Origin of the sequence: Xanthobacter aminoxidans (genome assembly GCF_023571765.1) — a bacterium.
Classification (GTDB): domain Bacteria; phylum Pseudomonadota; class Alphaproteobacteria; order Rhizobiales; family Xanthobacteraceae; genus Xanthobacter; species Xanthobacter aminoxidans.
The window spans coordinates 295,048-321,526 of record NZ_JAMJXC010000004.1; the positions used below are offsets into that span (position 1 = coordinate 295,048).

At 65.1% G+C, this 26,479-nt stretch carries 18 protein-coding genes; 9 read left to right on the forward strand and 9 right to left on the reverse strand.

Going from position 1 to position 26,479, the window contains the following annotated elements; all coding sequences use genetic code 11:
• Nucleotides 1-206 precede the first annotated feature (206 nt).
• Together EJ105_RS09215 and EJ105_RS09220 are read left to right on the forward strand one after the other, a co-directional pair.
• Nucleotides 207-5,336: an autotransporter outer membrane beta-barrel domain-containing protein gene (locus tag EJ105_RS09215; RefSeq protein WP_250166077.1), complete on the forward strand. Its 5,130-nt coding sequence runs from the start codon at nt 207-209 to the stop codon at nt 5,334-5,336.
• A 3-nt stretch (nt 5,337-5,339) separates the two neighbouring features.
• Entirely contained in the window at nt 5,340-7,433 is a 2,094-nt protein-coding gene (locus tag EJ105_RS09220) for a tetratricopeptide repeat-containing sulfotransferase family protein (protein ID WP_250166078.1), read from the forward strand.
• A gap of 4 nt (nt 7,434-7,437) precedes the next feature.
• Here the strand turns inward: EJ105_RS09220 and EJ105_RS09225 are convergent, their stop codons facing one another.
• On the reverse strand, nt 7,438-8,268 hold the full coding sequence (locus EJ105_RS09225; RefSeq protein WP_250166079.1) for an SDR family NAD(P)-dependent oxidoreductase: 831 nt from the start codon (nt 8,266-8,268) through the stop codon (nt 7,438-7,440).
• A 323-nt stretch (nt 8,269-8,591) separates the two neighbouring features.
• Between EJ105_RS09225 and EJ105_RS09230 the strand changes: the two genes are divergently transcribed.
• Nucleotides 8,592-9,644: a polysaccharide biosynthesis/export family protein gene (locus EJ105_RS09230; protein WP_250166080.1), complete on the forward strand. Its 1,053-nt coding sequence runs from the start codon at nt 8,592-8,594 to the stop codon at nt 9,642-9,644.
• A gap of 7 nt (nt 9,645-9,651) precedes the next feature.
• On the forward strand, nt 9,652-11,001 hold the full coding sequence (locus EJ105_RS09235) for a KpsE/RkpR family capsule polysaccharide export protein (RefSeq protein WP_250166081.1): 1,350 nt from the start codon (nt 9,652-9,654) through the stop codon (nt 10,999-11,001).
• A gap of 39 nt (nt 11,002-11,040) precedes the next feature.
• Here EJ105_RS09235 and EJ105_RS09240 read toward each other — a convergent pair whose 3' ends face one another.
• The 6 genes from EJ105_RS09240 to EJ105_RS09265 all read right to left on the reverse strand — a co-directional run bounded on the left by EJ105_RS09240 (nt 11,041) and on the right by EJ105_RS09265 (nt 18,351).
• Nucleotides 11,041-12,111, reverse strand: a complete 1,071-nt coding sequence (locus EJ105_RS09240) for a hypothetical protein (protein WP_250166082.1) — start codon at nt 12,109-12,111, stop codon at nt 11,041-11,043.
• A 45-nt stretch (nt 12,112-12,156) separates the two neighbouring features.
• On the reverse strand, nt 12,157-13,443 hold the full coding sequence (locus EJ105_RS09245; RefSeq protein ID WP_250166083.1) for a KpsE/RkpR family capsule polysaccharide export protein: 1,287 nt from the start codon (nt 13,441-13,443) through the stop codon (nt 12,157-12,159).
• Between the two features lie 2 nt (nt 13,444-13,445).
• On the reverse strand, nt 13,446-14,291 hold the full coding sequence (locus EJ105_RS09250; RefSeq protein ID WP_250166084.1) for a class I SAM-dependent methyltransferase: 846 nt from the start codon (nt 14,289-14,291) through the stop codon (nt 13,446-13,448).
• An 8-nt stretch (nt 14,292-14,299) separates the two neighbouring features.
• Nucleotides 14,300-15,616 carry a glycosyltransferase family 4 protein gene (locus EJ105_RS09255; protein WP_250166085.1) on the reverse strand — a complete coding sequence of 439 codons (1,317 nt, stop codon included), beginning with the start codon at nt 15,614-15,616 and terminating at the stop codon, nt 14,300-14,302.
• A complete protein-coding gene (locus tag EJ105_RS09260) occupies nt 15,541-16,536 on the reverse strand; it encodes an NAD-dependent epimerase/dehydratase family protein (RefSeq protein WP_250166086.1) in 996 nt (331 codons plus the stop codon). Before EJ105_RS09260 ends, EJ105_RS09255 begins: the two co-directional genes overlap by 76 nt.
• A 273-nt stretch (nt 16,537-16,809) precedes the next feature.
• A complete protein-coding gene (locus EJ105_RS09265; protein ID WP_250166087.1) occupies nt 16,810-18,351 on the reverse strand; it encodes a glycosyltransferase family 4 protein in 1,542 nt (513 codons plus the stop codon).
• Between the two features lie 147 nt (nt 18,352-18,498).
• Here EJ105_RS09265 and EJ105_RS09270 point away from each other — a divergent pair, with 147 nt between their 5' ends.
• The 5 genes from EJ105_RS09270 to EJ105_RS09290 all read left to right on the forward strand — a co-directional run bounded on the left by EJ105_RS09270 (nt 18,499) and on the right by EJ105_RS09290 (nt 23,102).
• A complete protein-coding gene (locus EJ105_RS09270) occupies nt 18,499-19,779 on the forward strand; it encodes a KpsE/RkpR family capsule polysaccharide export protein (RefSeq protein WP_250166088.1) in 1,281 nt (426 codons plus the stop codon).
• Between the two features lie 9 nt (nt 19,780-19,788).
• Nucleotides 19,789-20,445 carry an ABC transporter ATP-binding protein gene (locus EJ105_RS09275; protein WP_250166089.1) on the forward strand — a complete coding sequence of 219 codons (657 nt, stop codon included), beginning with the start codon at nt 19,789-19,791 and terminating at the stop codon, nt 20,443-20,445.
• Nucleotides 20,446-20,447: 2 nt separating this feature from the next.
• Complete coding sequence (locus tag EJ105_RS09280; protein WP_250166090.1) at nt 20,448-21,257, forward strand: ABC transporter permease; 810 nt, start codon at nt 20,448-20,450, stop codon at nt 21,255-21,257.
• A gap of 204 nt (nt 21,258-21,461) precedes the next feature.
• Nucleotides 21,462-22,412: an O-fucosyltransferase family protein gene (locus tag EJ105_RS09285; RefSeq protein WP_250166091.1), complete on the forward strand. Its 951-nt coding sequence runs from the start codon at nt 21,462-21,464 to the stop codon at nt 22,410-22,412.
• A 72-nt stretch (nt 22,413-22,484) separates the two neighbouring features.
• A complete protein-coding gene (locus EJ105_RS09290; RefSeq protein ID WP_250166092.1) occupies nt 22,485-23,102 on the forward strand; it encodes an FkbM family methyltransferase in 618 nt (205 codons plus the stop codon).
• 152 nt (nt 23,103-23,254) lie between these two features.
• On the opposite strand, the gene EJ105_RS09295 is transcribed toward EJ105_RS09290, so the two are convergent.
• Nucleotides 23,255-23,920, reverse strand: coding sequence for a hypothetical protein (locus EJ105_RS09295; RefSeq protein ID WP_250166093.1), 666 nt, complete (start codon nt 23,918-23,920; stop codon nt 23,255-23,257).
• A gap of 32 nt (nt 23,921-23,952) precedes the next feature.
• Nucleotides 23,953-26,475, reverse strand: a complete 2,523-nt coding sequence (locus EJ105_RS09300) for a glycosyltransferase (RefSeq protein ID WP_250166094.1) — start codon at nt 26,473-26,475, stop codon at nt 23,953-23,955.
• Nucleotides 26,476-26,479 lie beyond the last annotated feature (4 nt).

The window sequence follows — 26,479 nt, forward strand, 5'->3', positions numbered from 1 at the left end:
TGCGGCGGGGGGCGATCAAGTGCGCGGCAGCAGCATTTCCCGTGTGCACTGCAACACCTTAACCAAGGCGGCGAACGCTTCGGAATGGTGGCTGACAACCGCCAGCTAAGCGTTGCGCTGGGGCCGAATCGGGAGGTAACTTCCGCAAGGTTTTCACTCGTCCGTCCTGCAACCAAAGCTGCCCCGCCGTTCCGGGAGAGGTGCGCATGTCCCGCCTGCTTGCGACCAGCCTGCTCGCCTCGACCTCTCTGCTGGCGCTCGCGCTGGCCGGCCCGGTGGCCCGTGCCGGTGACTATGTGATCCCCTCGGGCACGGTGGTGGCCGCCCCGGTGGTGGTGAGCACCTCGACGCCCGGCGCGCCCTTCGGCAGCGTCATCAACCAGGGCGGCATCGTCTATTCCGAGACAGCGAAGAATTCGTCCTTCGCGCTGACCGTGGACGCCCCCTCGCTGACGAACGGCATCCTCAATGCCGGTACCATCAGCGTCACGCAATCCCTCACCAAGCTGAGCGTCGCCGCTGGCAGCACCCAGCCCAGCACCAGTGCCGAAACCAAGGGCATCCTGATTTACCCGGCTCCCTCGCCCACCCCGCTGTCCGGCAGCATCGAGAACAGCGGCAGCATCCAGGCGAACCGCATCATCAATGCCGCTCCGGTCATCGGTAACGGCGACGTCGCCGTCAACGAATATGCCCAAGGCATTCACGTCGCGACGTATTTCGCCGGCGGCATCGTTAACACCAACAGCGGCGTTCTCGACATCTCCAACGAGGTCACCGCCGTCTACAGCCCGGTCGCCGGCAATAGCTCGATGACGCTCACCACGAACGTCTCGGCGATCGGGGTGTTGTCGGTGAGCAGCGCCGCGGCAAACAGCATCGACAACGCCGGAACCATATCCGTCCGGGCGCGCGGGGCCATCACCGAGAAACTGGTGACATCCTCGGCTGCCTGGCTGCTGGCGGCCGCCACCGCCCGCGCCATCGGCGTCCAGATGAGCCAGCTCGGCGCCAACATGCCGCCCGGCGTCTCGGGTGCCACGCTGGCGAACTCCGGCATCATCGATGTGGTGGCCTCCATCACCCACACCACCAACTTCACGGTCGCCACCACCCTGAACATCCACCCGGCGCGGCTGGTGGAATCGAGCGCGGTCGTACTCGCCTCGGGGATCAGCACCACCGAGGCGCAGATCACGAGCTTTCAGAACACCGGCACCATTACCGTCGAAGGCTCGGCGCTGAGCGTCTCGAAGGCGAGCGTCGCCGCCTACAACACCGCGGCCCTTCTCAACTACAATGATCCCAAGACCCCGCAGACCAACCCGGAAATGGGCTCGGTGGGCGGCTCGGTGACGGCCTATGGCGTCTCCTTCGCCAACGGCAGCCTGGGCGACCTTACCAACAGCGGCAGCATCGACGTGACCGGCGTGGCCGACACCACCACGAGCGCGTCCGCCTCCGCACTCGACAAGACCCGCGTCGCGCAGCAGAATTTCGCGGCCGTCGCCCTCACCGGCATCAATGTGGCCGTCGACACCCTCACCGGCCCCATCGTGAACAGCGGCGTGGTGAACCTCTCGGCCACGGCCTCGCTCCAGAGCCAGTCGACAGCCAGTTCCGACGGAGCGCCGACGAAGAAGAAGGCCGAGGTGGCGGCGAGCGGCTATCTCTACACCCACCTCGCCGGCATCAGCGTGGTCGCCAGCGGATACGCCGCCAGCGACTACAGCGCCACGGTGCGCAATTCGGGCATCATCAAGCTGACCTCGAAAGCCACCGGCTCGCAGTCCGGCCTCGCTTTGTCGGAGCGGGAGGCGGAAGCCAACGTCACCTACAGCGCCGGCGCGAACTTCCTGTCCGGCGCCCTGCTCTTCGCCACCAATTCCGCCGCGGGCGTCTATATCAGCGCGCCGAACGTGGCCGAGGTGACAAACTCCGGCGTCATCGACGTCTCCTCCACCTATGCCTCCAACCTCTCCGCCACCGCGGGCGGCGGCAGCAAGACGGCGACGGCGACGGCAAGCTCCGGCGTCTCCTCCTTCAACAGCTTCGGCCTCAACATCACCGAGGTGGCGGGCGGCCCCTCCACCGGCACAGTCGCGACCACGGGCATCACCAATTCCGGCACCATCGCCCTCGCCTCCGCCGTGGCGCTGACCAACGTCGCCGCGGCGAACGCAAGTTCCTCCGACGGCGCAGCGGTGGCCTCGGCGCTCAGCCAGTCCACGGCGCTCAGCACCGTACCCGGGCTCGACGGCGCCATTGCCGCCAGCTACGGCATCTATGCGAGCCTCGACGGGCTTGCCGGCAACCTCACCAATTCCGGCGTGATCTCGGTCGATCAGGCGCTCACCATCACCACCGTCAGCTCGGCCGCCGGCGCGAGCGCGCAGGCCACTTCCGTCGCGGACGGGCTGTCGCTGGCCATGGGCATCCTCGCCTTGCCCGGCCAGGTCAGCGGATCGCTGGTGAATTCCGGCGCCATCACCGCCGTCGCTTCCGGCACATTCGGCGCAGTCGCGAGCACGACGGCGGGAAGTGGCGAGGCCGAGGCGAAGGCGGACGCCACGGGCATCGTGCTCGCCAGCGGCATCGTCGCGTCGACGGACGGACTGGCAGGATTTTCCAACAGCGCGACGGTGCTTTCCCAGGCGAGCGCCACCACCACCGTCTCCGCCGTCTCCAGCGGCACCGGAGAGGTGAAGACATCCGCCCACGGCGTCGGCTCGGCGCTGGCGATGGGCGTCATGCTGTCGGGCACGCAGAAGATCTCCGGCGACGTCACCAACACCTCCATCATCGGCGCGACCGCGCTGTCCAATGTCACGGCATCGGGCAAGGGCGGCACGGTTTCCAAGGACGCGACGGCCGTCTCCTCCGCCTTCGGCCTCTTCACCGCGGCCGGCGCGGGCATCGGCGGCGATCTCGTCAATACGGGCACCATCGGCGGCAGCGCCACCGCGAACGCCACCGCCAGCGGCGGCACGGCGGATGCCTCCGCCTTCGCCTATGGCCTTGCCCTCGATGCCACCGGCGGCGTCGGCGGCAGCATCATCAATTCCGGCATCGTGGTCGCCACCGCATCGGCCGGCGCCACGGGGGCCAGCACCAGCGCGAAGGCCGTCGCCGTGGGCCTCCAGATCGCCTCCGGCACGGTGGGGGGCGCGCTCGCCAACACCGGCGCCATCGCCGCACAGGCGACGGGCACCGACGCCACCGCCATCGGCATCGGCATCGGCTCCACGATCGACGGCATGGCCCTGGGCGCGGCGCAGGTGACCACCCTCGATACCCTCAAGGTGGACACCGCCCTCGCCACCGCCGGTGCGGTGACGCTCACCGGCGGCCTCGTGAATACGGGCGGCATCACCGCCACCACCGGCGCCACGGGCAGCGCCACCGCCATCAAGGTGGCGGGCGGCAGCAACATCGGCACGCTCACCAATCGCGGCGGCATCTACGCCATCGAGGGCAACAACGCCGGCATCGCCATCGACCTGACCGGCGAGGGCTCCGCCACCCGCGTCCTGCTGCAGGATGGAACTGTTTTCGGCGACCTTGCGCTCTCCTCCACCTATGCCGACGCCATCACCTGGAGCGGCGGCACGCTAAACGGCGACGTGCTCGGCGGCGGGCTCGGCAGCCTCACGGTGCTGGCCGGGGCGGACACGAGCTTCGCCTATTCGGGCACGCTGGAGAGCCTCGCGAGCGTCAACGTCGGCGGCGACGGCACGCCGGTGAGCCTCGCCTTCATCGGCACGGCGGTGGGCATCGGGACCTTCGCCGTGAAGGATCAGGGCACGCTGATCCTCACCGCCGACAGCGCCATCGAAGCCAAGTCCTACACCCAGGCCGCCGGCGGCACACTGGGCGTCTATCTCTCCCCGCAATGGACCGCCGCGCCCATCGTCGCGACGAACGCGGAGCTCGACGGCACGGTGGCCGTGCTTGGGGCGACCGGGATCCGCGCGAAGACCACGAGCTACGATCTCGTCTCTTCGTCCGACATCTCCGGCTCCTTCGCCGACGTGACCACCCCCAACAGCCTGCTCTCCGCCGCCGTCACCTATGATGCGGACGGGGCGACGCTGGTGCTCACCCGCAACGCCACCACCTCCCTCGCCGGCCTCTCCCTCGCGGGTCGCTCGCTGGCGGCGGGCATCGATCTCAACTACCAGCGGCTCTCGCTCTCCTCGCCGCTGAGCCCGGTGCTGGACAGCTTCTATGTCGGCACCGACGGGCAGGTGGCGAACCTCCTCAACCAGATGTCCGGCGCACCTCTGGCCGATGCGAAGACGGCCGGCATGGCGACCTTCGGCACCATCAACGGGCAGATCAGCCAGCAGCTCGCCGCCACCCGCGGCACAGGCGCCCTGCCCAGCGGCGGCAGCGCGCTCCTCTCCTATGGCGCGGGCGAGGTGAACCTCTCCGGCAACGCCTATGCCGCGACCGGTTCCGCGTCCGGAGCCTCCAGCCCCTGGACATCCCTTGCAGCGGCTGCACCGGCGCCGCAGAACGGCGTGTGGCTGCGACCGTTCGGCAACTGGGGCAGCACTGACACCGGCAACGGCACGGTCTCCAGCTCCGGCGGCGGCGTGCTCGGCGGCATCGAGCGGGCGTTCGGCGACGATGCACGCGGCGGCGCCGTCTTCAGCTACCAGACGGCCAATCTCGGCTTCACCACGCCCGCCTCGGGCTCGGTGGACCAGTGGACCGCCTCGCTCTATGCGGAAAAGCAGTGGGGCGCCTTCTACGCCAATCTGTTCGGCACCTACGGCTACCAGACCTACGACATGAGCCGCTCCATCGCGTTCGGCGGCACCCTCCTCACCGCACGCTCGAACTTTTCGGGCAATGCGGGCGCGGTGGTGGGCGAGGCGGGCTATGACTATGCCTATGCACCCGGTGCCAAGCTTGAGCCCTATCTGCGCCTCGCCTATGCGGCGCTGGGCACCGACACCTTCGCCGAGCGCGGGGCCGGCGTGTTCAACCTGAACGTCGCCGCCGACACCACCCAGTCGCTGCAATCCACCCTCGGCCTGCGCATCATCCAGCCGCTGTCGCTCTCGACCCTGCCGGTGACGCTGCGGCTGGAGGCGGGCTGGCAGCACGAATATCTCGACACGGGCGCGAGCCTCGGCGCCGCCTTCCTGTCCGACAGCACCATCGCCTTCAACATCCTGTCGGGCGGGCCGAGCGATCTGGCGCTGGCGGCGGCGGGCCTCTCCTTCGCGCTCACGGCCAATATCGACGGCTACCTCGAATATCGCGGCAGCTTCGGCGACGGCTATTCCAACAGCACGGCCTCCGCACAGCTTCGGCTGCGGTTCTGAAGCATGGTCGCGGATCGCGGCGGGCCGCTGCCGACGCTGGAGCGGGCGTGGGAACTCTACCGCGCCGGCGACCTGAGCGGTGCGGAGGCGGTGGCGCGGGCCATCGTCCAGCGCGCCGTGCTGGGCGAGGCGGCGGCATTGGGCGAGGCGGCGCACCTCGTCGGCGTCATCCTCGTGCAAACTGGGCGCACGGAAGAGGCCGTCAGCTTCATGGCGCGGGCGGCCGACGCCGATCCCGGCCGGGCCTCCTACCACAGCAACCTGTGCGAGATGCGCCGCCAGACCGGTGACCGGGCCGGCGCCGTCGCCGCCGGGCGCGCGGCGGTCGCGGCCGATCCCGCCTATGCGGCCGGGCACAACAATCTCGGCATCGCATTGTTCGAGACCGGCGCGCTGGAAGAAGCCCTCGCCTGCTACGGCCGGGCCATCGGCCTGCGCCCCACCTTCGCCGAGGCCCACAACAACCTCGGCAATGCATTGCGCGCCAAGGGCCTGCCGGGCGAGGCCATCGCCGCCTTCCGTGCCGCGCTGGCCCAGCGCGGGCATTATCCGGAAGCCTGGAACAACCTCGGCAACGTGCTGCGCGAGACGGGCGATTTCCGCGAGGCAGACGCCGCCTTCCACACCGCCATCGCCCAGCGGCGGGACTATGTGGAACCCTACAATTCCCTCGCCCTCTCCCTGTTCGCGCAGGAGCGCAGCGAGGAGGCCTTCGCGGTGCTGGCGCTGGCCATTTCGGCGGCGCCCGAGCGGCCGGAGCCGGCCTTCTATCTGGCGCAGGGCCTGCTCAACGAGCGCAAGGCGGAGGGCGCGCGCTCGGCCTGCCAGCGGGCGCTGCGCGCCAACCCGCACCATGTGCCGACGCTGGTCCTCCTCGCCCGCATCCTGCGCGATCTGGAGCGCGGCGACGAGGCGATGGACGCCGCCCGCCGGGCGCTGGCCCTCGCCCCGGATGATCTCGACGCGCTGAACGTACTCGGCCTGCTGCTGATGGAAACCGGCGACCTGCGCGGCGCCTGCGCCCTGTTCGAGCGGGCGCTGGCGAACGATCCCGCATCGGTCAACAACCGCATCAACCTCGTCGCGGCCCGCAAGGTGCGGCCGGACGAGGATATGGTGACAGCGCTGGAAAGTGCACTCTCAGCCGAGACCGGCGAAGCCGAGCGCATCCCGCTCCATTATGCCCTCGGCAAGGCCTATGACGACCTCGGCCGCCACGCCGAGGCCATGGACCAGTTCATCGCCGGCGCCCGGCTGAAGCGCGCGCAGCTGACCTATGACGAGCCCGCCGCGCTGGCCACCTTCGACCGCATCCGCGCCATTTTCACCCCCGCCTTCCTCGCCGAGCGGGCCGGCATGGGGGATGCGGACGCGCGGCCGATCTTCATCGTCGGCATGCCGCGCTCGGGCAGCACGCTGGTGGAGCAGATTCTTGCCAGCCATCCCGCCATTCAGGGTGGCGGCGAGATGGACCTGTTCCACCGCGCGGTGAACCGCATCGACCAGGCCTTCGGCGGCATGGTCCATTATCCCGAGCTGATGCATCTCATCGAGCGGCCGGAGATGGCCGAGATCACCTCCGCCTATCTCGACGCCCTCCCCGCCCGCGCGCCCGGCAAGCGGCTGGTGGCGGACAAGATGCTCAACAACTACTTCTACCTCGGCCTCATCCACCTCCTGTTCCCGCGCGCCGTCATCATCCATTGCCGGCGCGATCCGGTGGACACGGCCATCTCCTGCTTCTCCAAGCTGTTCCGCGACGACCTGCCCTACAGCTACGATTTCGCCGAGCTCGCCCGCCACCATGCCGCCTATGCCGGGCTGATGGCGCACTGGGACGAGGTGCTGCCGGAAGGCACCATCCTGCCCATGGACTACGAGGCAGTGGTGGCCGACATCGAGGGCTCCGCCCGGCGCCTCATCGCCACCTGCGGGGAGGCATGGGACCCGGCCTGCCTGAAATTCCACGAGACGGAGCGGCCGGTGCGCACGGCCAGCATCACCCAGGTGCGCGAGCCGCTCTATGCCACCTCGGTCGGCCGCTGGCGGCGCTACGGACCCGCCATCCAGCCGCTGCTGGATGCGCTGGGGCGCTGAGACTTCAACGTTTGTTCCGGCGCAGGAGCCGCATCTGCACCCGCGCGAAAACGCCGGAAACGAGGCCCTGCAGGCGCGCGATGGCGGCAAGCTGCGCGGTCGGTGCGGAAATGAAGCCCCCGCGCTCGGCGGTGCGGACAAGATGCGCCGCCACCACCTGCGGCGCGAGCGGCTGGCCGGAGCCGGCAAACGGCGCGATGGCGGCGGGACGCCGCGGACGCTCCTGGGCGAGCTGCGGCGTGTCCGTATCCGATGGCACAGAGACCGTCACGCTGACGCCGGCTGCGGCCAGCTCGATGCGCAGCGCCTCGGCGAACCCGCGCACCGCGAACTTGGACGCGCAATAGCCGGCATAGCCCGCGACCCCGAACAGCCCGGCGGCGGAGGAGACCATGGCGATGTGCCCCTGCCCCGCCGCCACCATGAACGGGGCTGCAGCACGCACGAGATTCGCGGTGCCGAGAAAATTGGTTTCCATCTGGGCCCCCGTGGCGGCGACGTCCTGCTCCAGGAAGAAGCCCGGCTCGACGATGCCTGCGCTCGCCACAACCCAGAGCGGCGGCCCGTGGTGCGCGACGAGGGCGTCCGCCAGCGCGGCGCATGCCGCAGAATCGCGCACGTCGAGCGTGTGGGCGACCACGACGATTCGCTGCGCCTCCAGATTCGACCGCGCCCGGGCAAGTCGCGCCGGATCGCGACCGAGAATCGCAACCGTGCAACCTCTGTTCCCAAGGATTTCCGCGACGCAAAGGCCGATGCCACTCGCCCCCCCGCTGATGATGGCGAGGGGCCGGTGCGGGCGGCCAGACCCTGCTGCGACCAAATGCTCCGACATGGCAGACTTACCTTGTTACCGCCTTACGTTCGGTAGCCGAGGGCACCGATGGCGCCGCGATACCTTGCAACTGCACCTGCCAACTGCGCATTTTTGCGGGACAACGTTGACGTGTTGCAGTACCGCAACGCTCCCTTAAACGTTGTGTGGCTAGGTCGCAGTGCATGGCGAGGGGATGTATGATAGCCCTGCTCCTCCAGCGGCGGGACCGTAGCGCGTCAATGTTGTCAGCAAAGAAATTTTTCGCATCGCTGCTGATCGCGGCCGCAACCTGCGGCTGCACGGCCTTACCCTCTTCCGGCCCATCCCGCGTCGAGATCGAGATGACGCAGCCCACCGACGACCAGCGCTATCTGCTGGTGGACGTGGACGACCGCACGCTGTCCCTTCTGGCGCAGGAGCGCCCCGCCACCTTCGGCGGCCGCTTCGGCGACTATCGCCCGCCCACCCGCTACGTGGTGGGCGTGGGCGACGTCATTTCCGTCACCATCTGGGAAGCGGCGGCCGGCGGCTTGTTCTCCGGCCCGATCATCGACCGGCTCGGCACCGGCTCGCGCAGCACCGCCATCCCCGAGCAGCAGGTGGCGCAGGACGGCTCCATCACCGTGCCCTATGCCGGGCGCATCCCGGTGGCTGGCCGCACCACGGCGCAGATCGAAGCCGCCGTGGTCGAGAAGCTGAGCGGCAAGGCCATCGAGCCGCAGGTGGTTGTGGTGGTCACGCGCAGCGTCAGCAACGCGGCCACCGTACTCGGCGAAGCCACCTCCGGCGCGGTCGTGCCGCTGTCCCCGCGGGGCGACCGGGTGCTGGACGTGGTCGCCGCCGCCGGCGGCATCAAGATTCCCGCCCACGAGGTGTTCGTGCGCCTGAGCCGCGGCGGCACCACCGTGACCGTGCCCATGCAGGCGCTGCTCAACGATCCGAAGGAGGACGTCTACGTCCGCCCGCTGGACAAGATCGTGCTGATCCGCGATCCGCAGACCTACACCGTGTTCGGCGCCGCCGGAAACCCGACCATCGTGCCGTTCGATGCGGTGGGCATCACGCTGGAAGAAGCGGTGGCCCGCGTTGGCGGCCTGATCGATTCCCGTGCCGATCCGTCCGGCGTCTATCTGATGCGCATCGAGCCGGCGCGCTTCGCCGCCCGCCTGCGGCCGGATTCCCAGCCCTTGGAGAGCAACGGCTATGTCCGCGTGATCTACCGCTGGAACATGCGCGACCCGAATTTCGTGTTCCTCGCCCGCAGCTTCCAGATCCGCAAAAAGGATGCGATCTACGTCGCCAATGCGCCTCTGGCGGACCTGCAGAAGATCACCTCACTGTTCAACTCCGTCGCCCAGCCCGTGGTCAGCACGGTCTCTGTGGCGGCGCAATAGGGCCGGCATGGTCTCCCCGGCGCGTGCGTCCAGCGAGATCGCGAAGACGAGCCTGAAGGAAGGTGCGGCGGCACCGCAGAGCGGCCTCTTCGGCCGCCTGCGCGGCGTGCTGCCGGCGGTGGCGGAGCACGTCCGGCGTGTCGTTCCAGCCTTCGCCCGCCAGTCCGCCACCGCGCCCGCACCAGCAGGAAGGGCTGGTCCCGTCCCGCAACCGCATGCGGACGGGCGCACGAATGCCGGCGACCGCAGGCGCGCGAAACCCATCACCCGGCGCCAACTCGCGGCGGTCGCCTTCGGGCTCTGCGTTCTTCTGCCGACGCTCGCGAGCTTTCTCTATCTGGCCTTCGTCGCGGTTCCCCAGTTCCGTTCGGAGGCCCGCTTCGTGGTGCGCGGCAATCTCAAGGACGTGGCCGGCAGCGGCAGCGCGGTGGGCAACCTGCCGGCGCTGTCCAACTACCAGGAAGCCCGCCTCGTGCTGGAGTACACCCGCAGCCACGCCATCATCGACGCCATGCAGAAGCAGCTCGACCTGCGCCGCCTGTTCGGCATCACGGCGCGCGATCCCGTCTTCGGCCTCGCCCAGGGGGCCAGCGAGGAAATGCTGCTCGATTACTGGAACCGGCAGGTGAAGGCGAGCCTTGAGGTCGTCTCGGGGGTGATCACGCTCGACGTGTACGCCTTCAGCCCGGAGAGCGCGGCGTTCCTCGGCGCCGCCATCCTGCGCCAGCTGGAGGCGGTGGCCAACGAGCTCACCGTTCGCAATCGCGGCGACCGTGTGCTCCAGGCGGAAACCGAGGAGCGCGCCGCCTTCACCGACCTCGCGCTGGTGCGCACCGAGGTCGAAGCGTTCCGCAACGCCCAGGGCACAGTCAATCCGGTGCTCAGCGCAGCCGTTTCCTACGCCATGATCGGCAAGCTGCGCGATCAACGGGCGGCACTGAACACCGACCTCAGCACGGCACGGGCCCGTCTTATGGAAGATTCGCCTGTGGTGCGCGCGCTCAAGGAGCGCCTGCGCTCGCTCGATGAGAAGATCGAAGCGCTCGACACCGAGCTGCTCGGCCGGTCGGACAAGCAGCCCGGGACGAGTTCGAACCTGCTCGCCTCGGCGGAGCTGGAGGTCCGTCGCGGCCTCGCCGAGCAGCGCTTGCGGCAAGCAGAGACCGAGCTGCTCGACGCGCGGCTCCAGCAGGCGGAGAAGCAGGTCTACATCCTGACCTTCATGTCTCCGACCATGCTCACAGAAAAGAACTTTCCCAACCCCCTCTCCCAGACCATGGCAGTGTTCGCCACCCTGTTCGCCTGCTGGGCCGTGGTGGCTCTTTGCATCGAAGGCATCTACGCCCGCAGCCATTGAGCCAAGGGTGGCCTGTGCGCGATTCACAAAAGGCTCCCCTCAGGCAGGCTCGACCGGGGCCTCCTCGGTGGCCTCGTCAGCGCGCCGGAACGCCTCGGAAATGTCCGTGAAGATCTGGCTGTCGGCGGCAAGCAGATCCTGGGCCGAGGGCCATTCGCGCACAAGTTCCGTCAGCTTCAGGACCTGCCGCGACCAGCTGTATTCGGGCAGGGGCGGCAGATTGACGTCCAGCACCGCGCCGAGGGTCTCCCAATAGGTCTCGACATCACTCGACAGGCCCACCACATCCATCTCGGAAAGGGTCTGGAGCGCGGCTTCAACCGCCGTCTCTTCGAGCTGCTCGTCCGAGCTGCGGCAGGTCAGGAGGCGGGCCACAGGGCTGACCAGCAGCCGGCGCTCGCTGGAATTCAGCGATCCGAGCCAGGTCTCCAGATCCTCCATCTCATCAAGGCTGGTCTTGCCAAGGCTGTTGACCAGCGGCTTGTGAGTCTCGTTGAGCACGGAAAACGCGAGGTTGGGCGTCTTCACCGCCCAGCGCAGCACCAGCAGCTCTTCCGCCAGTTCCTCGAACGGATCCCGAACAAGCACCGAGCACCTGAAGTTCTGATGCCGCAGATGCGGCTCGTAGGCGCGAAAGAAAATACGCCCTGAACAGAAGATAGACGACGAAAAAGCAATACCAATGATAGAGCGCACCGCCTCTTCTGGAACACGATCGAGGCGCGTGAAGGTCATATGAAAGAAATTCTGCAAAGGATCATTCAGGCCAGCCTGCGGAAAAAGGCGTGTCTCCAGCCGAAACAACTTGGTATCGGCCTTGGCAGTTTCGGGGCGGCGCCGGTAGATCCTGATATTCGTGGCTTCGTCATAGAGCTCCACGTCCGGATACTGGGAGAGGTCGGGAATCTGGTGCTCGTCGATATAAAAGCCGCAGATGCCGGTGTCGTGCAGGCCATGCTCGCGCAGCAGCGGGCGCAAGACCGTCGCGGGCAGCACCACGCGCTTCTCGCCACCCATGAACACCGCCACACGTGGCGTGGCGGAAGGATGGTCGGGCATGACCCAACCCACGATCCGCGTCCCCACATCCTCGTCGATGCTAAACAGCACGGCGCACCTCTTGGCCGACCATGATCACGGCGGAACCTCCTTCCATCAGCGGCGGTGGTCGCGGATCACGGCGACGAGGATCATGGCATTGATCCAGATGATGCCGGACAGCACGAACACGAACAGGCTGGTCTGGAACCAGCCGGGGGGCGCGGGGTTCGTCGACATGCTCGGGGGGACGAAAACGTTGACGAAGGCCGCCTGGCCGCGCGCCCGCCGATCCGCCTCCTGCAGGCCCGCCACGGCGATGGACTGCAGCATCTCGGCGAATCTCACGTCAAGCTCGGATTCCTCGAACGACGTAAGCGCCGAGGCCGCCGTCGTCTTGCTGCCGCTTTGGGCGATCGTGCCCTTGAGGGAGACGATTTCGCTGTTGAGGGCGCGCAATCGATCCCGCAGCACCACGAGCGTCGGTCCGTCGGGAGCCGAGAGGCGGGTCAGGGCGCGCACCTCCCGGTCGGCGGCGATGCGCTCATGCTCAAGCCGCAGTAGGCTCTCGCTCAGCATCTGAGCCGCCTGGACCGGGTCTACCGCGCGCTGGCGGACCCGCCATTCCTGCTGGTGGGCGAGGGCTTCGGCGAAACGATGCTGGGCGCTGACCAACTGCTCCCTGGCACGCCGGACGGCATCAGCGCGGGTCTGCACCACCACATCGTTGAGGAGCCGCTCGCCATCTTTCAGGATCCGGTCCGCGATGGTGCGGGCATCCTCTGGGGTGAAGGCCCAGACGCGCAGCAGCACGATGTCCGAGCGACGGTCGACCGAGGCCCGAACGTGGCGGTTCCAGTAGCGCCTGAGCTGCTCCAGGTTCGCGTCAGCGCGCAGCGCCTGGAACGGATCGATGTCCGGGCGGGTGAAGAAGGGGCGGATCCACCCTTCCTGGTCCAGGCGCGCCACGTAGTCGAGGCTGGCCACGTAATTGGTGAGCAGGAAGGGGGCTTGGGCATGGGAGAGGAACGCTGCTCCACCGCCGAGAATGGAGGAGAGGCCACTGAGCGCGCTCGACACCGCCCCCTTTATGCCCTCGTCGCTGAAGCTCGAATCGGCATTTCCGGAAAGGCCCTCGCGGATCGCGACGCGGGCTTCCGACAGGTAGAGCGGGCTCGCCACCAAGCCGGCATAGAGCGCCGCCACGGCGGTGGGCAGAACCACCATGAGCGCGAAAGTCAAGCGCAGCAGGGCGAACCAACGCGCTGAAGCGGTCGCCCCGGTCCCATAGGTGCGCGGGAGCCGGCGCCAGCGGAGCACGGGACGCACGAAAGGCAGCACCGCGAAAGCGCGGCTGCGCTGGATGAGGACCCGGATGGGCGGCGCGTCGGGCAGCCCGGCCATCGTCACCTCGCCTTCAACACCACGACGTCCTGGAAATCATGCAGCGCCCCGATGGCCACGTCCACGACATCGAATCTCCCAGCCCATTCCCGGCGGACATAGGCTTCGGACACGAACGTTATGCCATAGTCGTAGGCGTCGCTGTCCAGGTGGCAATCCTGACGGATGAAGCTGTAGCCGCGCCCCCGGCACAGCTCCACGGCGGTGGCATCGACCACTTGGCGCGGAATGGCGAGCATCTCGAAGATGGGCGCCTCGTCGATGGCCCGCTGCAGCGCCCGCGCGCCGTGGATGGAGAGCATCAGGGTCGCGCCGGGCCGCGCCACGCGGGCGAGCTCCCCGAGATAGAAGAGATGATCGCGCTCGCTCAGATGGCTGAACACCGATATGGAGACGACCGCGTCGAAACTGTCATCCGCTGCCGGCAACGGCATGCGGGGCGCGGTCAGCACCGCCTCCACATGGGAGAGATGGCTCCCCACCCATGCGATGTTGCTGGGGTCCACATCCATGCCCACGTAACGGCCGCGAAAGCCGTGAAACATCCGCGCGAGGCGGCCGACGCCCACGCCGAAATCGAGGATCGAGCGGAAATCGCGCAGCGGCACGGGGCTGAGTGCGCTCAGCGCCCGCATGAAGTCGACACCGTGGCTCGCGAAATGGGCAGGGTCGGTGAGTCCGGAGGTCACGCGCATCAGCTCGGCGGGCGGCAGCGGCGCGATCTCACCCTCCGGGGCCCAGACGCCACCACGGGGAAGGTTGCGCTCCAGCCAAGCGTTCAGATCGCCGTCGACGCCATCGGCGCACGCCTCGTCCCTGCCGCGCGGTTCTTTTTCTGCAACGACCATCTCTTTATTCATCGCTGTGCATGCTTCCGATCATAAAAGGCGACTACATCCCTAACCATATCCTGGGAAGTGCGTCCATAATGCGTCCGGGCGCTCATGTCCCGCGCGAGGCCAGGATGGGCGGCGAACCGCTCCAGCCGGCCGGCGAGCTCCTCCACCGATCCCTTGGCGAAGCTGAAGCCGTTCTGCCCCTCCTCTACGAATTCGCTCATTCCCTCGACGTCCGCGATCAGCACGGGCGTGTGAGTCGCGAGGGCCTGCAGCAGGATGAGGGGACTGTTTTCCACCCAGGTGGAGGGAATCACCAGAAGGTCGATCTCGGAGAGCACCTGGGCGATCCGCTCCACCGGGAAGGTGCCCCGGAACGACACGTCGAGCCCCTCCGCGAGGCCCCTCACCTTTGCCGCATAGGCGGGATCCATGGTCTCGTCGCCGAAGACGGCGAGGGAGAAAGCTTCCGGCGTCGCCCTCCGCATGGCCGCCAGCAGAAGATGCAGCCCCTTGTGGGCGGCGAGCTGACCGATGAAGCCGAGCCGGATCGGTCCAGGGGGGGCGAGCGGCTTCGGCGCGCGATCAATGTCGATGCCGAAGCGGTTGAGCTCGAGGGGCACTTCGATGCCGCTACGCCGATAGGATTCCATCAGGAATCGCGTCGGCGTCAGGGCTCCCGCATAAGTGTGATAGCGCGCGGCGAGATGATCCGGCCGCGCCACGAGACCCTTGATGTTGGTGCGCCAGGACATGGGTGCGAGCCGCGGGATCCGCGCGATCACGCCGGGCGCAGCCGCCCTGAGCGCTCGCCCGAACAGCGAGGCCCCCGTCCGGGGATCGGAAAAATAGGCGCATGCGATGCAGTTCGAGCGCACGGCATCCGGGCCGGAGCAGAGGCTGCCATCCACGGCGCTGAGCCTGTTGTTGAAGCAGAAGCCGAAGAAATCCGTGAAGGTCGCCACCGTGACGATGCCCAGCCGCCGTGTCACGTCCAGCAACGCCGTGGTATGGTTGAGCAGGTGACAGACATGGACCACATCGGGACGGATGCCACGCAGGATCCGCGCATGGAGCGCGCGCAGCGCCGGCAGGTCATAGGTTTCACGCAGCGTGCGGTTCGGCCGGACATTCCGATCGATTCGCAGGACAGGAACGTCGTCGAGCACGTAGCGCTCGATGCGGCTTGCCTGAGCCGGCTCCCCCGGAAAAGTCGCCGTCACGATCACCGGCTCGTGGCCGAGCGCAAGCAGCTCTCGCGCTAGGATCCTTGTGTAGCTTTCCGTCCCGTAAAAGTGCTCCGGGTAGTAGCAATGGACAAAAAGGGCGACCCGCATTCAATATCCATCTCGGCGCGCAACTTGGAAAGGATCATCTCAATGCCGAGATCGAGACCGATGGTCGGCCGCCAGCCGATCCGCTCCTGAGCCCGCCGAACATCTAGCACCGACGCGCGCACGTCGAAAGCCCGGGCCGCCACACGCTCGATCTGAAGGCGACGGCCGAGAGCGGCCTCCAGCTTCGCCACCACCTGATTGAGCGAATGCCCCTTGCCGGCACCGATGTTGATGGGTCCGCTCACATTGTGCCGCACCCCGGCAGCCACCAGGGCGCCGACGACATCGTCCACGTGCACGTAGTCGCGCACCACCTCCCCGTTGCCGAAGAGCTTGATAGGCTCGTTGCGCAGCCCGGCCCGCGCGAAGAGGGTGACCGCTCCGAGCCCTTTCCTCTCGTTCTGGCGGGCGCCGTAGCAATTGCTGATACGCAGCGCCACGCCATCGACGCCGTAGAGCGCCCGATACTTGTCGATATAGTGCTCCACCATCAGCTTGGAGACGCCGTAGGCGCTCATCGGCCGGGTGGGGTGCTCCTCGCAGATGGGCAAGCGCTCCGACGCCCCGTAGACGCTGCCGCCGGACGAGGCGAAGACGATGCGCAAGCCGGGAACGCGCCGCGAGGCTTCCAGCATCCGCACCGTGCCGACCACGTTCTCAAGAATGTCGCGGGCCGGGTCATGCGCGGCGATCGAGGGGATGGTGGACCACGCCAGATGATAGACCGTGTCCACATCCTTCAGCAGCCGCGCCCAATCGTCGAAGGTAGACAGATCGAGCACCTCCCACCGCACCCTGGGATGGGCGGGAAGATCACCCGGAGTTCGCGTCGTCGCGATGACGCCAATTTCACTCTTCGACAAACGCTCACAAAGGCCGCGACCGATGAGGCCGCTGCCACCGATAACAAGAGATACCATCGCCGCCCCCGCTCTCGCGATGAACGCGCACCCACCGCGTACCCGCCCTTGCTGCCGCCGCCTCGTCGACAACGGCACCGTTGAAGCGCCAGCTAGGAAACAGCCGCCCTCCAATCGCTCGATCGGAAAGAGTTCCTGTCCTATCTTGCTACCTTAACGCGTGCGGCGCATCATAGCCATCCCCTTCTAGGGGGACACGGTAAATTATGGACTAATGCAGCAATTCTGCCACTGGGAGATGGTAGTTAGGTATCTCAAGACCCAGTTCGCAGCCTAGACCCCGCCCGCCACGAGGTCGAGGTGGCTCAGCGCCTCCGCATAGGCTTCGCCGTAAGCCGCGACCATGCCATCAAGGCCGAACGCGCGGGCCCGTTCGATGTTGGCGGCGCCGAGGACGTCGAGACACGCCGGCGCATCGAGCAAGGAGATCAGAATGTCCGCAAGGTCCTTGCGTGTGGCGCCGAGGGTGTCGCCACTGCCGATAATCTCCGGAAGGGCCCCCACCCTGTAGCCGGCCACGGCCTGCCCCATCGCCATGGCGAAAGGCGTGACCTGGCCGAAGCTCTCCTTCACCACCGGCGCGACGAAAATCCGGAATTGACGGTAGAGATCGGGGAGCGCGGCGAAGGGCACTGTGCCCGTGAACTCGAAATTTCCCATCGCTCCGGCGTCCCTAGCCCGGTCGCGGAAGACGGGGAGCAGCTCGCCGTTGCCCACCACCAGGATGCGGGTGCGCGGCCGGCGCAGCGCCACATCGATGAGCGGGTCGATGGAATTGTCGTCGAGCTTGTCCCGGGTGAGCCGGTAGACCATGCCGATCGTGTCCTCCGCTCCGGGAGCGAACGGGCCGGGCGTAAAACGATCGAGGTCGATGCCCGGATGGATCACCCGCCCGTTGACGATGTCGGGCGCGAAGGTGTCGCGGATATATTGCGACACGAACAGATAGCTGTGGACGCGGGGATCGCGCAGCGGCTCCACCGGCGTGTTCACGTTCTGGAGCAGCATGCCGGACGCCGGCCGGATCGCGGCGAGCGCAGCCTCGTACCAGGGCCGGTCGCTCTCGCCCCAATAGTGCATGTGGATGAGGTCGGGGCGCGCCTTGGCGATCACCGGCACGAACGATTCGGACGGGCTGCCGAGCGGGACCTGGTGCACCACCATGCCCTCGTGCCTGCCGTTGCGCGGCAGGGCAGCGGTCACCACCTCCATCTCATAGAGATGGCCGAGCCGCTCCATGAGGTCCACCACCAGCTGGGTTGAGCCGCCCACGAACACGTTCGGAATCACGTGAAGCAGGCGCCGCCGCCGGGTCTGCGGGGGATGCTGCGGCCGCACGCGGTAGACCACCCCGCGGCGGCCGAAAACGAGACCAGAAAAGTCGCGCGCGACGTTGCGCGCCACCTTCCCCCAATGGATGCGGCGCTCCCACCGCCCCTTCGCCCCCGGCACGAGGGCGGTCCCGGTCAGGACATCGAGATCGACCATATCCCGCAGGAAGGCCGTCGACTGGACCGGCTGGAAGAGGAGGCCAAACAGCCGGGCGACGGGGAGCGGAAGGGTGACCGCCAGCTCCTGACGCGCCTGCAGGTGCTCCACCATGTGTGTCAGCAAATCGATCTGCACCTGAAGCGCGGTCATGCGCTCCCGCAGCACGGCATTCTCGCGATCGAGGCGGCCGCATCGGGCGGCGGCATCAGCGGCGTCGCATCCGGCAAGCTGGGCCAGCTGCGGCCCTGCCTTCCGCTCGTGGCCCCCCGCCGCCGGCTCGGCGGCAAAGGTTCTTGTCGGGCTGGCGAAAAGCGGGCGGGTCATTCGATGGACGTCGATCTCGGGATAGGCTGGAGCCGCCGGTCCGGCCGGAGTAAGATAGACACGAACGATGTCCGGGTGCTAGTAGTAGCCGCCAATGCACTCCGTGATTGAGCAAACAGTGTCGATGCCTCCTCAAAGGAGGGGCGGTTGAATCAGTCCCTAGCATCGATGCAGCAGCTGCCGGTCGAGACAGCCACGCCGGATACCCTCGTCAGGCGCAATGCGCGCGTGCGCGAGGAGCTGCACCGCCAGGCCCGCGAAGCCCGCCAGCGCAAGCCCGTCGCCCGCTCCCCCGGCTCCGCCTTCTGGATCGGCGAGGTCCGGGCCGTCGCCGAGTTCCGCCTGCCGCTGCTTGCGAGTTTCATCGTCCTCGTGGCGATTCCCTCCGTGCTGGCCATCATCTATTTCGTCTTCATCGCCTCGTCGCAATACGTCTCGGAGGCGCGCTTCGCCGTGCGCGTATCGGAGCATGCCGGCCTTGAAAGCCTCTCCAGCCTGCCTACCATGCAGGGCGTGGCGGCGGTCCAGGGTTCGCTCATCATCGCCAATTACGTGAAGAGCATCGCGGCAGTGGAGGCGCTCGAGGGGCGGGTGAAGCTGCGCGAACTCTATTCGAAGCCGAGCATCGACTGGTTCTCGCGCTTCAACCCCGAACGGCCCATCGAGGGGCTGGAGCGCAGCTGGCGCGGCCAGACGGAAACCTCCATCGAAGCTTCCTCAGGCATTATCACCGTGAAGGTCTGGGCTTTTTCTCCGGAAGACTCCCTGCGCATCGGCCAGGCCATCGTGAGCTTGTCCGAGGACATGGTGAACAAGCTTGGCGAACGCACCCGCAACGACGCCATCGCCCAGAGCCAAGCCGAGCTCGACCGCGCCGAGGAGCGGCTGCGGAAGGCCCGCGCCGCGGTGCGCGACCTGCGCAACGAGGTGGGCGTCATCGATCCCGTACTGACCAACGAAGGGGTCGCCAAGCTCATGGCAGAGCTCGAGAGCGACCTCGTGCTGATCGACCAGGAGCTCGGCACCGCCAAGCGGACCCTGAGCCCCGAGGCCCCCCAGTTCGTGCTGCTGGAAGCTCGCCGCCAGGCGATCAAGGACAACATCGCCACCCTCAAGGCCCGGCTGACGACCCCCGCTGGAACCGACAAGGACACGCTGTCGGCCGTGATGACCCGCTACGACACGCTGGACCTCGAACGCCAGATCGCCGAGCGGCAATACACCGCAGCGGCCGCGGCGCTGGAACAGGCCCGCGTGGCAGCCGAGCGGCGCGGACTGTATTTGGCCACCTTCGTGAAGCCGGTCCTGGCCCAGGAGGTCAGCTATCCGAACCGCTTCTGGATGTCGGTTGCGGCGGTGGCGCTCTTCGGCTTCATCTGGCTGATCATCGTCTCCGCGTTCGAATTCATGCGGCATCTGCGCCATTGAGGAGGCCCCATGATCATCACCGAGCGGCTGACCAAGACCTATTGGACCAACTTCCGGCGCAAGCCGATCTTCAGCAACATCTCGGTCACGCTCAACCCCAAGCTGAGCTATGGCCTGCTCGGGCAGAACGGGGCGGGAAAATCCACCTTCCTGCGGATCATCGCCGGCACCGAGGCGCCCACGTCCGGCCATGTCTATCGCTCCGTGCGCCTGTCGTGGCCGCTCGGCTTCTCCGGCGGCTTCCATCCCCTGATGACGGGCCGGGAGAACGTGCGCTTCCTGGCGCGGGTCTATGATGCGGACATCGGCCAAGTGACCGATTTCGTGGAGGACTTCTCGGAGCTCGGGCGGGACCTCGACATGCCGGTGAAGACCTATTCATCGGGCATGGGCTCGCGCCTCGCCTTCGCCGTCTCCATGGCGATCGAGTTCGACTTCTATCTCGTGGACGAGATCACCGCGGTGGGCGATTCGCGCTTCCAGCTCAAGTGCAACCGCGCCTTCGCCGAGCGCCGGGCGCGCGCCGGCATGATCATGGCCTCCCACGCGACCGGAACCATCAAGGACTATTGCACCGCGGGCCTCGTCCTGCAGCGCGGCCGCCTGATGATGTTCGAGGACGTGAACGACGCCATCGAAGCCCACCGCCAGCAGATGGAGGCGTGAGTATGGCCCAAAGCGATGCACCGCTGACCCGCTTTGCGGGGGAGAGCTGGAATACGGCTTTCTCCATGCACGCCCGCGTGGTGGGGGCGGTGATCATGCGCGACATGCAGACCCGCTTCGGCGCGAGCTATGCCGGCTTTCTGCTCGGTCTCATCATGCCCCTCGGCCATCTCGGCATCGCCATCGGCATATTGAGCCTGATCGGGCGCGTGCCGCCGGTGGGGCAAGGCTCGGTGCCCTTTTTGTTAACGGGCGTCCTACCATTTGTCGTGTGGTTCTACTGCCATCGTCAAATCATGATTTGCTTTGCACAAAATAAACCTCTTTTATACTTTCCTGGCGTCGATGTTTTCGACATCCTCGTCGCTCGAACCATCACCGAAATTGCGTCGGGAACTCTGGTCATCGTTACACTCCTTTTTGCTGTTGCTGCAATTGGTTACGACGTAACGCCACATGACATCATTAATTTCTCATATGGATTAATTTTGACCTGGAGTTTTGGCATCGCAACTGGGATTATATTTGGCGCGACAGGAGTGCTTTGGCCTCCCATGATTATGGCTGGGAGCCTCCTGACTCCACTGTTTTGGATTTCGTCTGGAATTCTATATCTCCCAGAAGCAATGCCTGACAGAATTCAAATGATACTCAATTTTCTACCACTCTGCCAGATCGTTGAAGGTATTCGAACATCTTTCTTTTCCGAGTACCAGAGCTCATTCTATAATCCTCATATTTTGTATATAAGTATAATTTTCTTGCTTGCCGTTGGGATTATGTTTATTGGATTTGTTCGGAAAATTGGCTGAAGTTAGTATAACCTATCGAATTCGCTCTGGCTCGGACTTCATGCTGATCTCCACCCACCTCATGAAACAAGACGCCCTCGAAAATTTGAAACGTAAGGCTTGGGAGGAACACGTCCAACAATGTCAACCTCAACCCTTGGCGTCACTCGCCCCCGCTACAAAGAGCGAGGATGAAGCACGACTTTTGCTCAGCCCAGAGAGCATATGATGCTTAAAATCATGGACAATCAAAACCAGTCTCTCCACCCGGCAGGCCACTTTACGCTCCTACCTGGCGGTGGACTAGGCAACCGCCTTCTCTCGCTGGCATCCGCTTCTCGACTCGCCAAAAAGCGGAATTGGTCTTTCGACGTTCATTGGGAGCCGAATTTCGAATGTTTTTGTAGTTTTAGTGACCTCTTCGAGGTGGATTTGCCCCCCGCCCCCGATCGCGCGCCCGAGAAGATAATCCACCGAACTTTTGACGCCAATCAGAAGCGCGGCGGTATTCACACGGATGACCCAATTCCAGACACCCGTGGTCCTTTCGCCATCTATTCGAATGCTGCCTTTCTAGATGACAATGAGTATTGCCACCTCGGTCGTCATGAGGGCCCCGAACTCCTTGAGTTCCGAGACGCGCTTATGCGCCTTCAGCCCAAGCAGGAAATTTTGGATACAGTCAAGAGCTTCGTAGCTGAAAACAGATTGAAGGGATGTGTCGGTATTCATATCCGCCGCGGATATCTTGACGAGCGTTTCCCAAAACACCTAGAGTGGCTAAGGATGTTCAGTGATGAATTTTATGCTAGTCTAGCCGAACGTGTCCTTGCTAGTGGCAGACGTCTATTCATATGCTCGGATCAGAAAAGTCTCGTATCTGATTTTTCTCATCGCTTCGGTGCCTTAAATTTTCCGACTGTAAGCTTTGAGAAAAATAGTGACCCGAATGCAATCAAATCAGCATTTTCGGAGATACTAGCGCTTTCACAATGCACTGAGATTATAAGTACATATGGAAGCACGTTCTCGTACCTCGCCTCCATCCTCGGCCGTAGAATAAATAATACATTGCTGTTCGATCAAGAGAGCAGCGGGATCAAAATCGAACCGGTCAACTTTGGCGTCTTCGATCTTAAAACAGGCAGAGCGACTCGACCTCCGATTTCGTTCTGAACTCGCCTTCACGCCTTACACAATACCATAGGTGTTACCATGGGCTTCCTTCCCTTCGATCTAATCGCACGAGTGACCGACAAGAAGGTCAAAGGAGTGATACAGGTAGGAGCTCACAACGCCGAAGTGGCAGATCTATATAAGGAATCCGGCATTCCTTATGCTATATTTATCGACCCGCTAGATAGTTCAATGCACTCCATTAGAAAGATGAGCGCCGGCATGCCCCATTACCATGCCGTACAAGCACTGGTAAGCGATGTTGATGATGAAATTGTCGATTTCAATGTCGCTTCCAACTGGGGAGCCTCTTCCAGCATGCTCGCCCCAGCCGGCCATTTCAATGAGTATCCAGATATTACTTTCGATGAGCGCATTCGAATGCCGACATCCAGCCTGGATACAATTGTAAGTGATATTCTTAACACACACCCCCTGGATAAAGAGTGCTTCAATTTCCTTTTCATGGATGTTCAGGGCGCTGAAATGAATGTATTAATTGGAGCCCCCAAGGTATTACGCAATATCGACTTCGTATGGACAGAGGTTTCTTTTGGTGGACTGTATAAGGGAGATACAAATATCTATGATATGATTTCGTTCTTGAGGATCCGAGGCTTTGATTTGTGGTATGCAAACATAAACGAAAAACGGTGGGGAGATGCTTTATTCATTAAGGAAAAAAAGTAATAGACTTCACACAGCCCAAGGAGCTGAAATTTTGGCCACTTCGGAACAGGAGAGGGCGCTTTATCCTAAACATAAGCACCCCTCCTGTTACATTGACGCACACATGCCAGCTATGCCCCGCACGTCTGATGCCATCGTCGTCGCATTTTTAACTACTCCGCTATCCCCGGATAGACTGCCGCCTCGAGCAAAAAGAATTCGAACGGCATGATGGGAAAGAAAAGGATGTAGCGCGGTGGAATGTCCAGGCTCATGCCGCCCCGGATGGCGGACGGGACGGGGATGGCGTCCACGAGCTCCCTCACATCCTCGCCAAATCCCCGGGCGAGACCAGGGAGGTCGTCCCATTCCCCGCTCTGGCGAAAGATGCGCAGGGCGGAGTGCATGCTAATGGACGGCCGGGCGCTCGCGGTCAGCGTGAGCGCGAACAGGCCCACCTCCTGGATCGCCCGCGGATCGAGGAGGAATTCCAGCGTGAGCCAGCTCGATCCGGCGGGATCGCGGACGCCGAAGCAATAAGCCTCCCCAAGCTCGGCCGGCGCGCCGTTGTAGAGCACCCACTGGCCGTCGATGGCGACGGGCCTGTTCGGCTCGCAGGAGCAGACGAGGCCCGCCCGCAGGGGATAGCCGCTAGCGATCTCGGTCTTTGGGCCGCGAACCTGGTCGCGGCCGCTCTCATAGGCAAAGCGCCACCCGGTGCCGAAGCCGCCGGAGCGCCTGCCGAACGGGAGCAGGCCCTGCTCCGCCGCTCCCGTCCCGGATCGGCCGAGACCGGAGCGCCGGAACAAGGCATCCCCCGCCTCGCGAATCTTGGACAAGCTCGATCCGACTCCCGATTTCGAAGGCGTTGTCATTGTGAGTTCCAATCCTTCGGCAGAAAATGGCAGCGCACCGACTTGTAGATCAAGTGGCAGTAAGCCTCGCTCCCGCCCCGGGGCACGCGCGAGAGCAGAACGACGATATTGCGGTCTCGCGCCGCGCCTATGTTGCGCAGGCTGACCCGGCAGACCTCCCCCGGTCCAACCCGCATCCAATCGCTGATCAGGTTCGGCTCGCTCACGCGGCCGAGGCTGAAGGCCCGCGCCAGATCCCCGTTCAGCGCCTCCTCCGCGCACAGGCCGATGGCCACTTCGATGCCGAGATTCTGGCTGTTGACGTTGAAGGTCTCCGCCTCGATCAGGCGGATAGCGCCGCGCGGCCCCCGCACCCACGCCGCAACGGCGGTTTCGTCGATGGGATGCACGAGGAGGCCGCCCAGGTCCGCCCGGAAGCCGACCAGGGGATAGTCCCGATGCGCCCGGTCCTGCGGCCACAATTGCACGGCGCCGCGCAACGCATCGCCGGACATGTCCTCTTCCTCGAACGTGCGCCGGCCGTCGGGCAAGTCACGAGGCTCGATGGCGATCAGCCGTGCCGACAAGCCATGGCGAAGGCCGACGGCATCGACGATGCTGCCGGTCAGGGCCACGGAATTTGGCGGACGCCGCGTGCCCTCCGCCACATCTATCCCGATGCTGGGAAGGATGACCACCTCCACGCCGTTGCCGACCGCCTCGCGCAGCCACGCCTCCTTCCAGGACGCGCCCGCCCTGTCGTCGAACGGCATCGCCTTGAGCAGCGACAACCTGAGCGCGAAGACGGGTGGAGCGACCATATCGTCGGTCAGGGCCACCGAAGGCATGTCGCCGGCAAAGAGCTCGACCCGCATGGGCGCTTTGCTCCTGCGATCGAGGTAGCGGACATGGGTGCTGACAATTCCGACGGAAGGCTGGTCGGCCAGGGTCTGCCGCACGGCCCGCAGAAAATGGGGATGGATCTGGTAGGGCGGCGGCAGGAGAATCGCCACGTCGCATTCGAGCTTCAGGAGCGCCTGCGCGAGCTCGTCCGACGACTGGCCAAAGCCGCTCAGATAGCGGATCGCGATGCCACTCTCCGACAGCATCTTCGCCGTCGCGGAGCGCGGACCCATGGTGGCCGCCGGCAGGAAGAAGACGAGGCCGATCTGGTCAAGGCCACCCAGCGACCGGAGCGAGAGCAATGTCTTGCTCACGTCCGCAGGATCGGTGAAGCCATGGCAGACGAGGACGGTGGCGGGCAAGTCTTCCTCGCGCGTGCGCCCGCCCGGCGGCGCGGCATTCACCCAATAGGGCACGTCGGGCGCAACGCTGACCTTGGCCGAGGGGCTCCAGCCCACGGCGGCCATCATGGTGCGCGCAAGATCCGTGGCGGTACCGTCGAACATCAGGCAGTTCTCACCTTCGACCCAGCGGTCAAAGGCGCCGAACGCCTCGCAGGCCCGGTTGAGGATCACCGGCCGGCCGATCTGGCTCGCCTCGAACGCGAACAGGCAGAGGCTTTCATAGTCGGACGGCACCACCACCACCGACCGGCGCAGGAAAACCTGCCGCGCTTTCGAGCTGAGCTGCTCCAGGAAGACGATGCGCTCCGCGTAGGATGGCGGCACGAGGTCCTTCAGCGACTGGATGTAGCTCTGGTCCCAGCCGTAGGAGGCGATCCGGAAGATGCCCCGGTATTGTGGCCGGTTATCGAGAAGCATGATGGCCGCCTTGACGAACAAGTCGGGCCGTTTGATAGGCTGCAATCGCGATGAGAAGATGAAGTCAGGATGCTCTGCATCGCCCGCGTCCGGCTCGTCCACGACCTCGCGCTCGGCATCTACCTCGATCAATGGAAACTCGATCACGACATTTTCGCGCCAAGCGGCCGAAAAGCCATAATGGCTGGCGTTTCGGGCCGCGATCGACGGAACATGCCCGACGACACGGTCCGCATGGGTGAGCAGCTCACGCTCGGCATCGAGAAAGGCGCCGAGCCAGCGGGACGGATAGTGGTAATATTTCTCGTAGCGCGAAATCAACCCCTGGCTCGAGTGCAGGCGGACGGAAAGGACCGTGTCGCGAAACGCGAGGCCGGAGCGCTTGGCGGCAACGCTCGCCATTGCCCATCCTCCGAAGTCCGGAAACTCGGCGATGCCGAGCGGCGCGCCGAGCCGGCGCTCGATGTCGAGCAGGCCATAGAAATATTCGAGGGACTGCATGTAGAGGTCGCGAAATTCCCACCCTTTGGCGGGACCCGCCGCGGCGAGGCGCGCGAGCTCTTCCGGCCGTTGCCCAAGGGGGGCACAACGATGGATCGTCGCCAAGCCCTTGAAGGCGGCGGTTACATCGCTCATGTTTTCCGGAAAGCGCGACGGCACCAGAATGTGGAATGCGACATCGGTGCGAAGCACGGCATTATGCCGGGCGAAATTGTACATGAGGCGACCAATTCCACCCTTGTGGAGAGGGTAAAGCTCGTTGGTCACAAAGCAGATCGTCTTCAGTTTCGACACCGGATTGTAACGGTTTTCCACGGAT

What these genes read in the sequence shown, in the direction of transcription:
- EJ105_RS09285 (WP_250166091.1), top strand. Translation starts at nt 21,462, where the DNA reads ATGATGCTTAAAATCATGGACAATCAAAACCAGTCTCTCCACCCGGCA.
- EJ105_RS09215 (WP_250166077.1), top strand. Translation starts at nt 207, where the DNA reads ATGTCCCGCCTGCTTGCGACCAGCCTGCTCGCCTCGACCTCTCTGCTG.
- EJ105_RS09235 (WP_250166081.1), top strand. Translation starts at nt 9,652, where the DNA reads ATGGTCTCCCCGGCGCGTGCGTCCAGCGAGATCGCGAAGACGAGCCTG.
- EJ105_RS09220 (WP_250166078.1), top strand. Translation starts at nt 5,340, where the DNA reads ATGGTCGCGGATCGCGGCGGGCCGCTGCCGACGCTGGAGCGGGCGTGG.
- EJ105_RS09225 (WP_250166079.1), bottom strand. Translation starts at nt 8,268, where the DNA reads ATGTCGGAGCATTTGGTCGCAGCAGGGTCTGGCCGCCCGCACCGGCCC.
- EJ105_RS09260 (WP_250166086.1), bottom strand. Translation starts at nt 16,536, where the DNA reads ATGGTATCTCTTGTTATCGGTGGCAGCGGCCTCATCGGTCGCGGCCTT.
- EJ105_RS09275 (WP_250166089.1), top strand. Translation starts at nt 19,789, where the DNA reads ATGATCATCACCGAGCGGCTGACCAAGACCTATTGGACCAACTTCCGG.
- EJ105_RS09250 (WP_250166084.1), bottom strand. Translation starts at nt 14,291, where the DNA reads ATGGTCGTTGCAGAAAAAGAACCGCGCGGCAGGGACGAGGCGTGCGCC.
- EJ105_RS09265 (WP_250166087.1), bottom strand. Translation starts at nt 18,351, where the DNA reads ATGACCCGCCCGCTTTTCGCCAGCCCGACAAGAACCTTTGCCGCCGAG.
- EJ105_RS09245 (WP_250166083.1), bottom strand. Translation starts at nt 13,443, where the DNA reads ATGGCCGGGCTGCCCGACGCGCCGCCCATCCGGGTCCTCATCCAGCGC.
- EJ105_RS09255 (WP_250166085.1), bottom strand. Translation starts at nt 15,616, where the DNA reads ATGCGGGTCGCCCTTTTTGTCCATTGCTACTACCCGGAGCACTTTTAC.
- EJ105_RS09230 (WP_250166080.1), top strand. Translation starts at nt 8,592, where the DNA reads ATGACGCAGCCCACCGACGACCAGCGCTATCTGCTGGTGGACGTGGAC.
- EJ105_RS09280 (WP_250166090.1), top strand. Translation starts at nt 20,448, where the DNA reads ATGGCCCAAAGCGATGCACCGCTGACCCGCTTTGCGGGGGAGAGCTGG.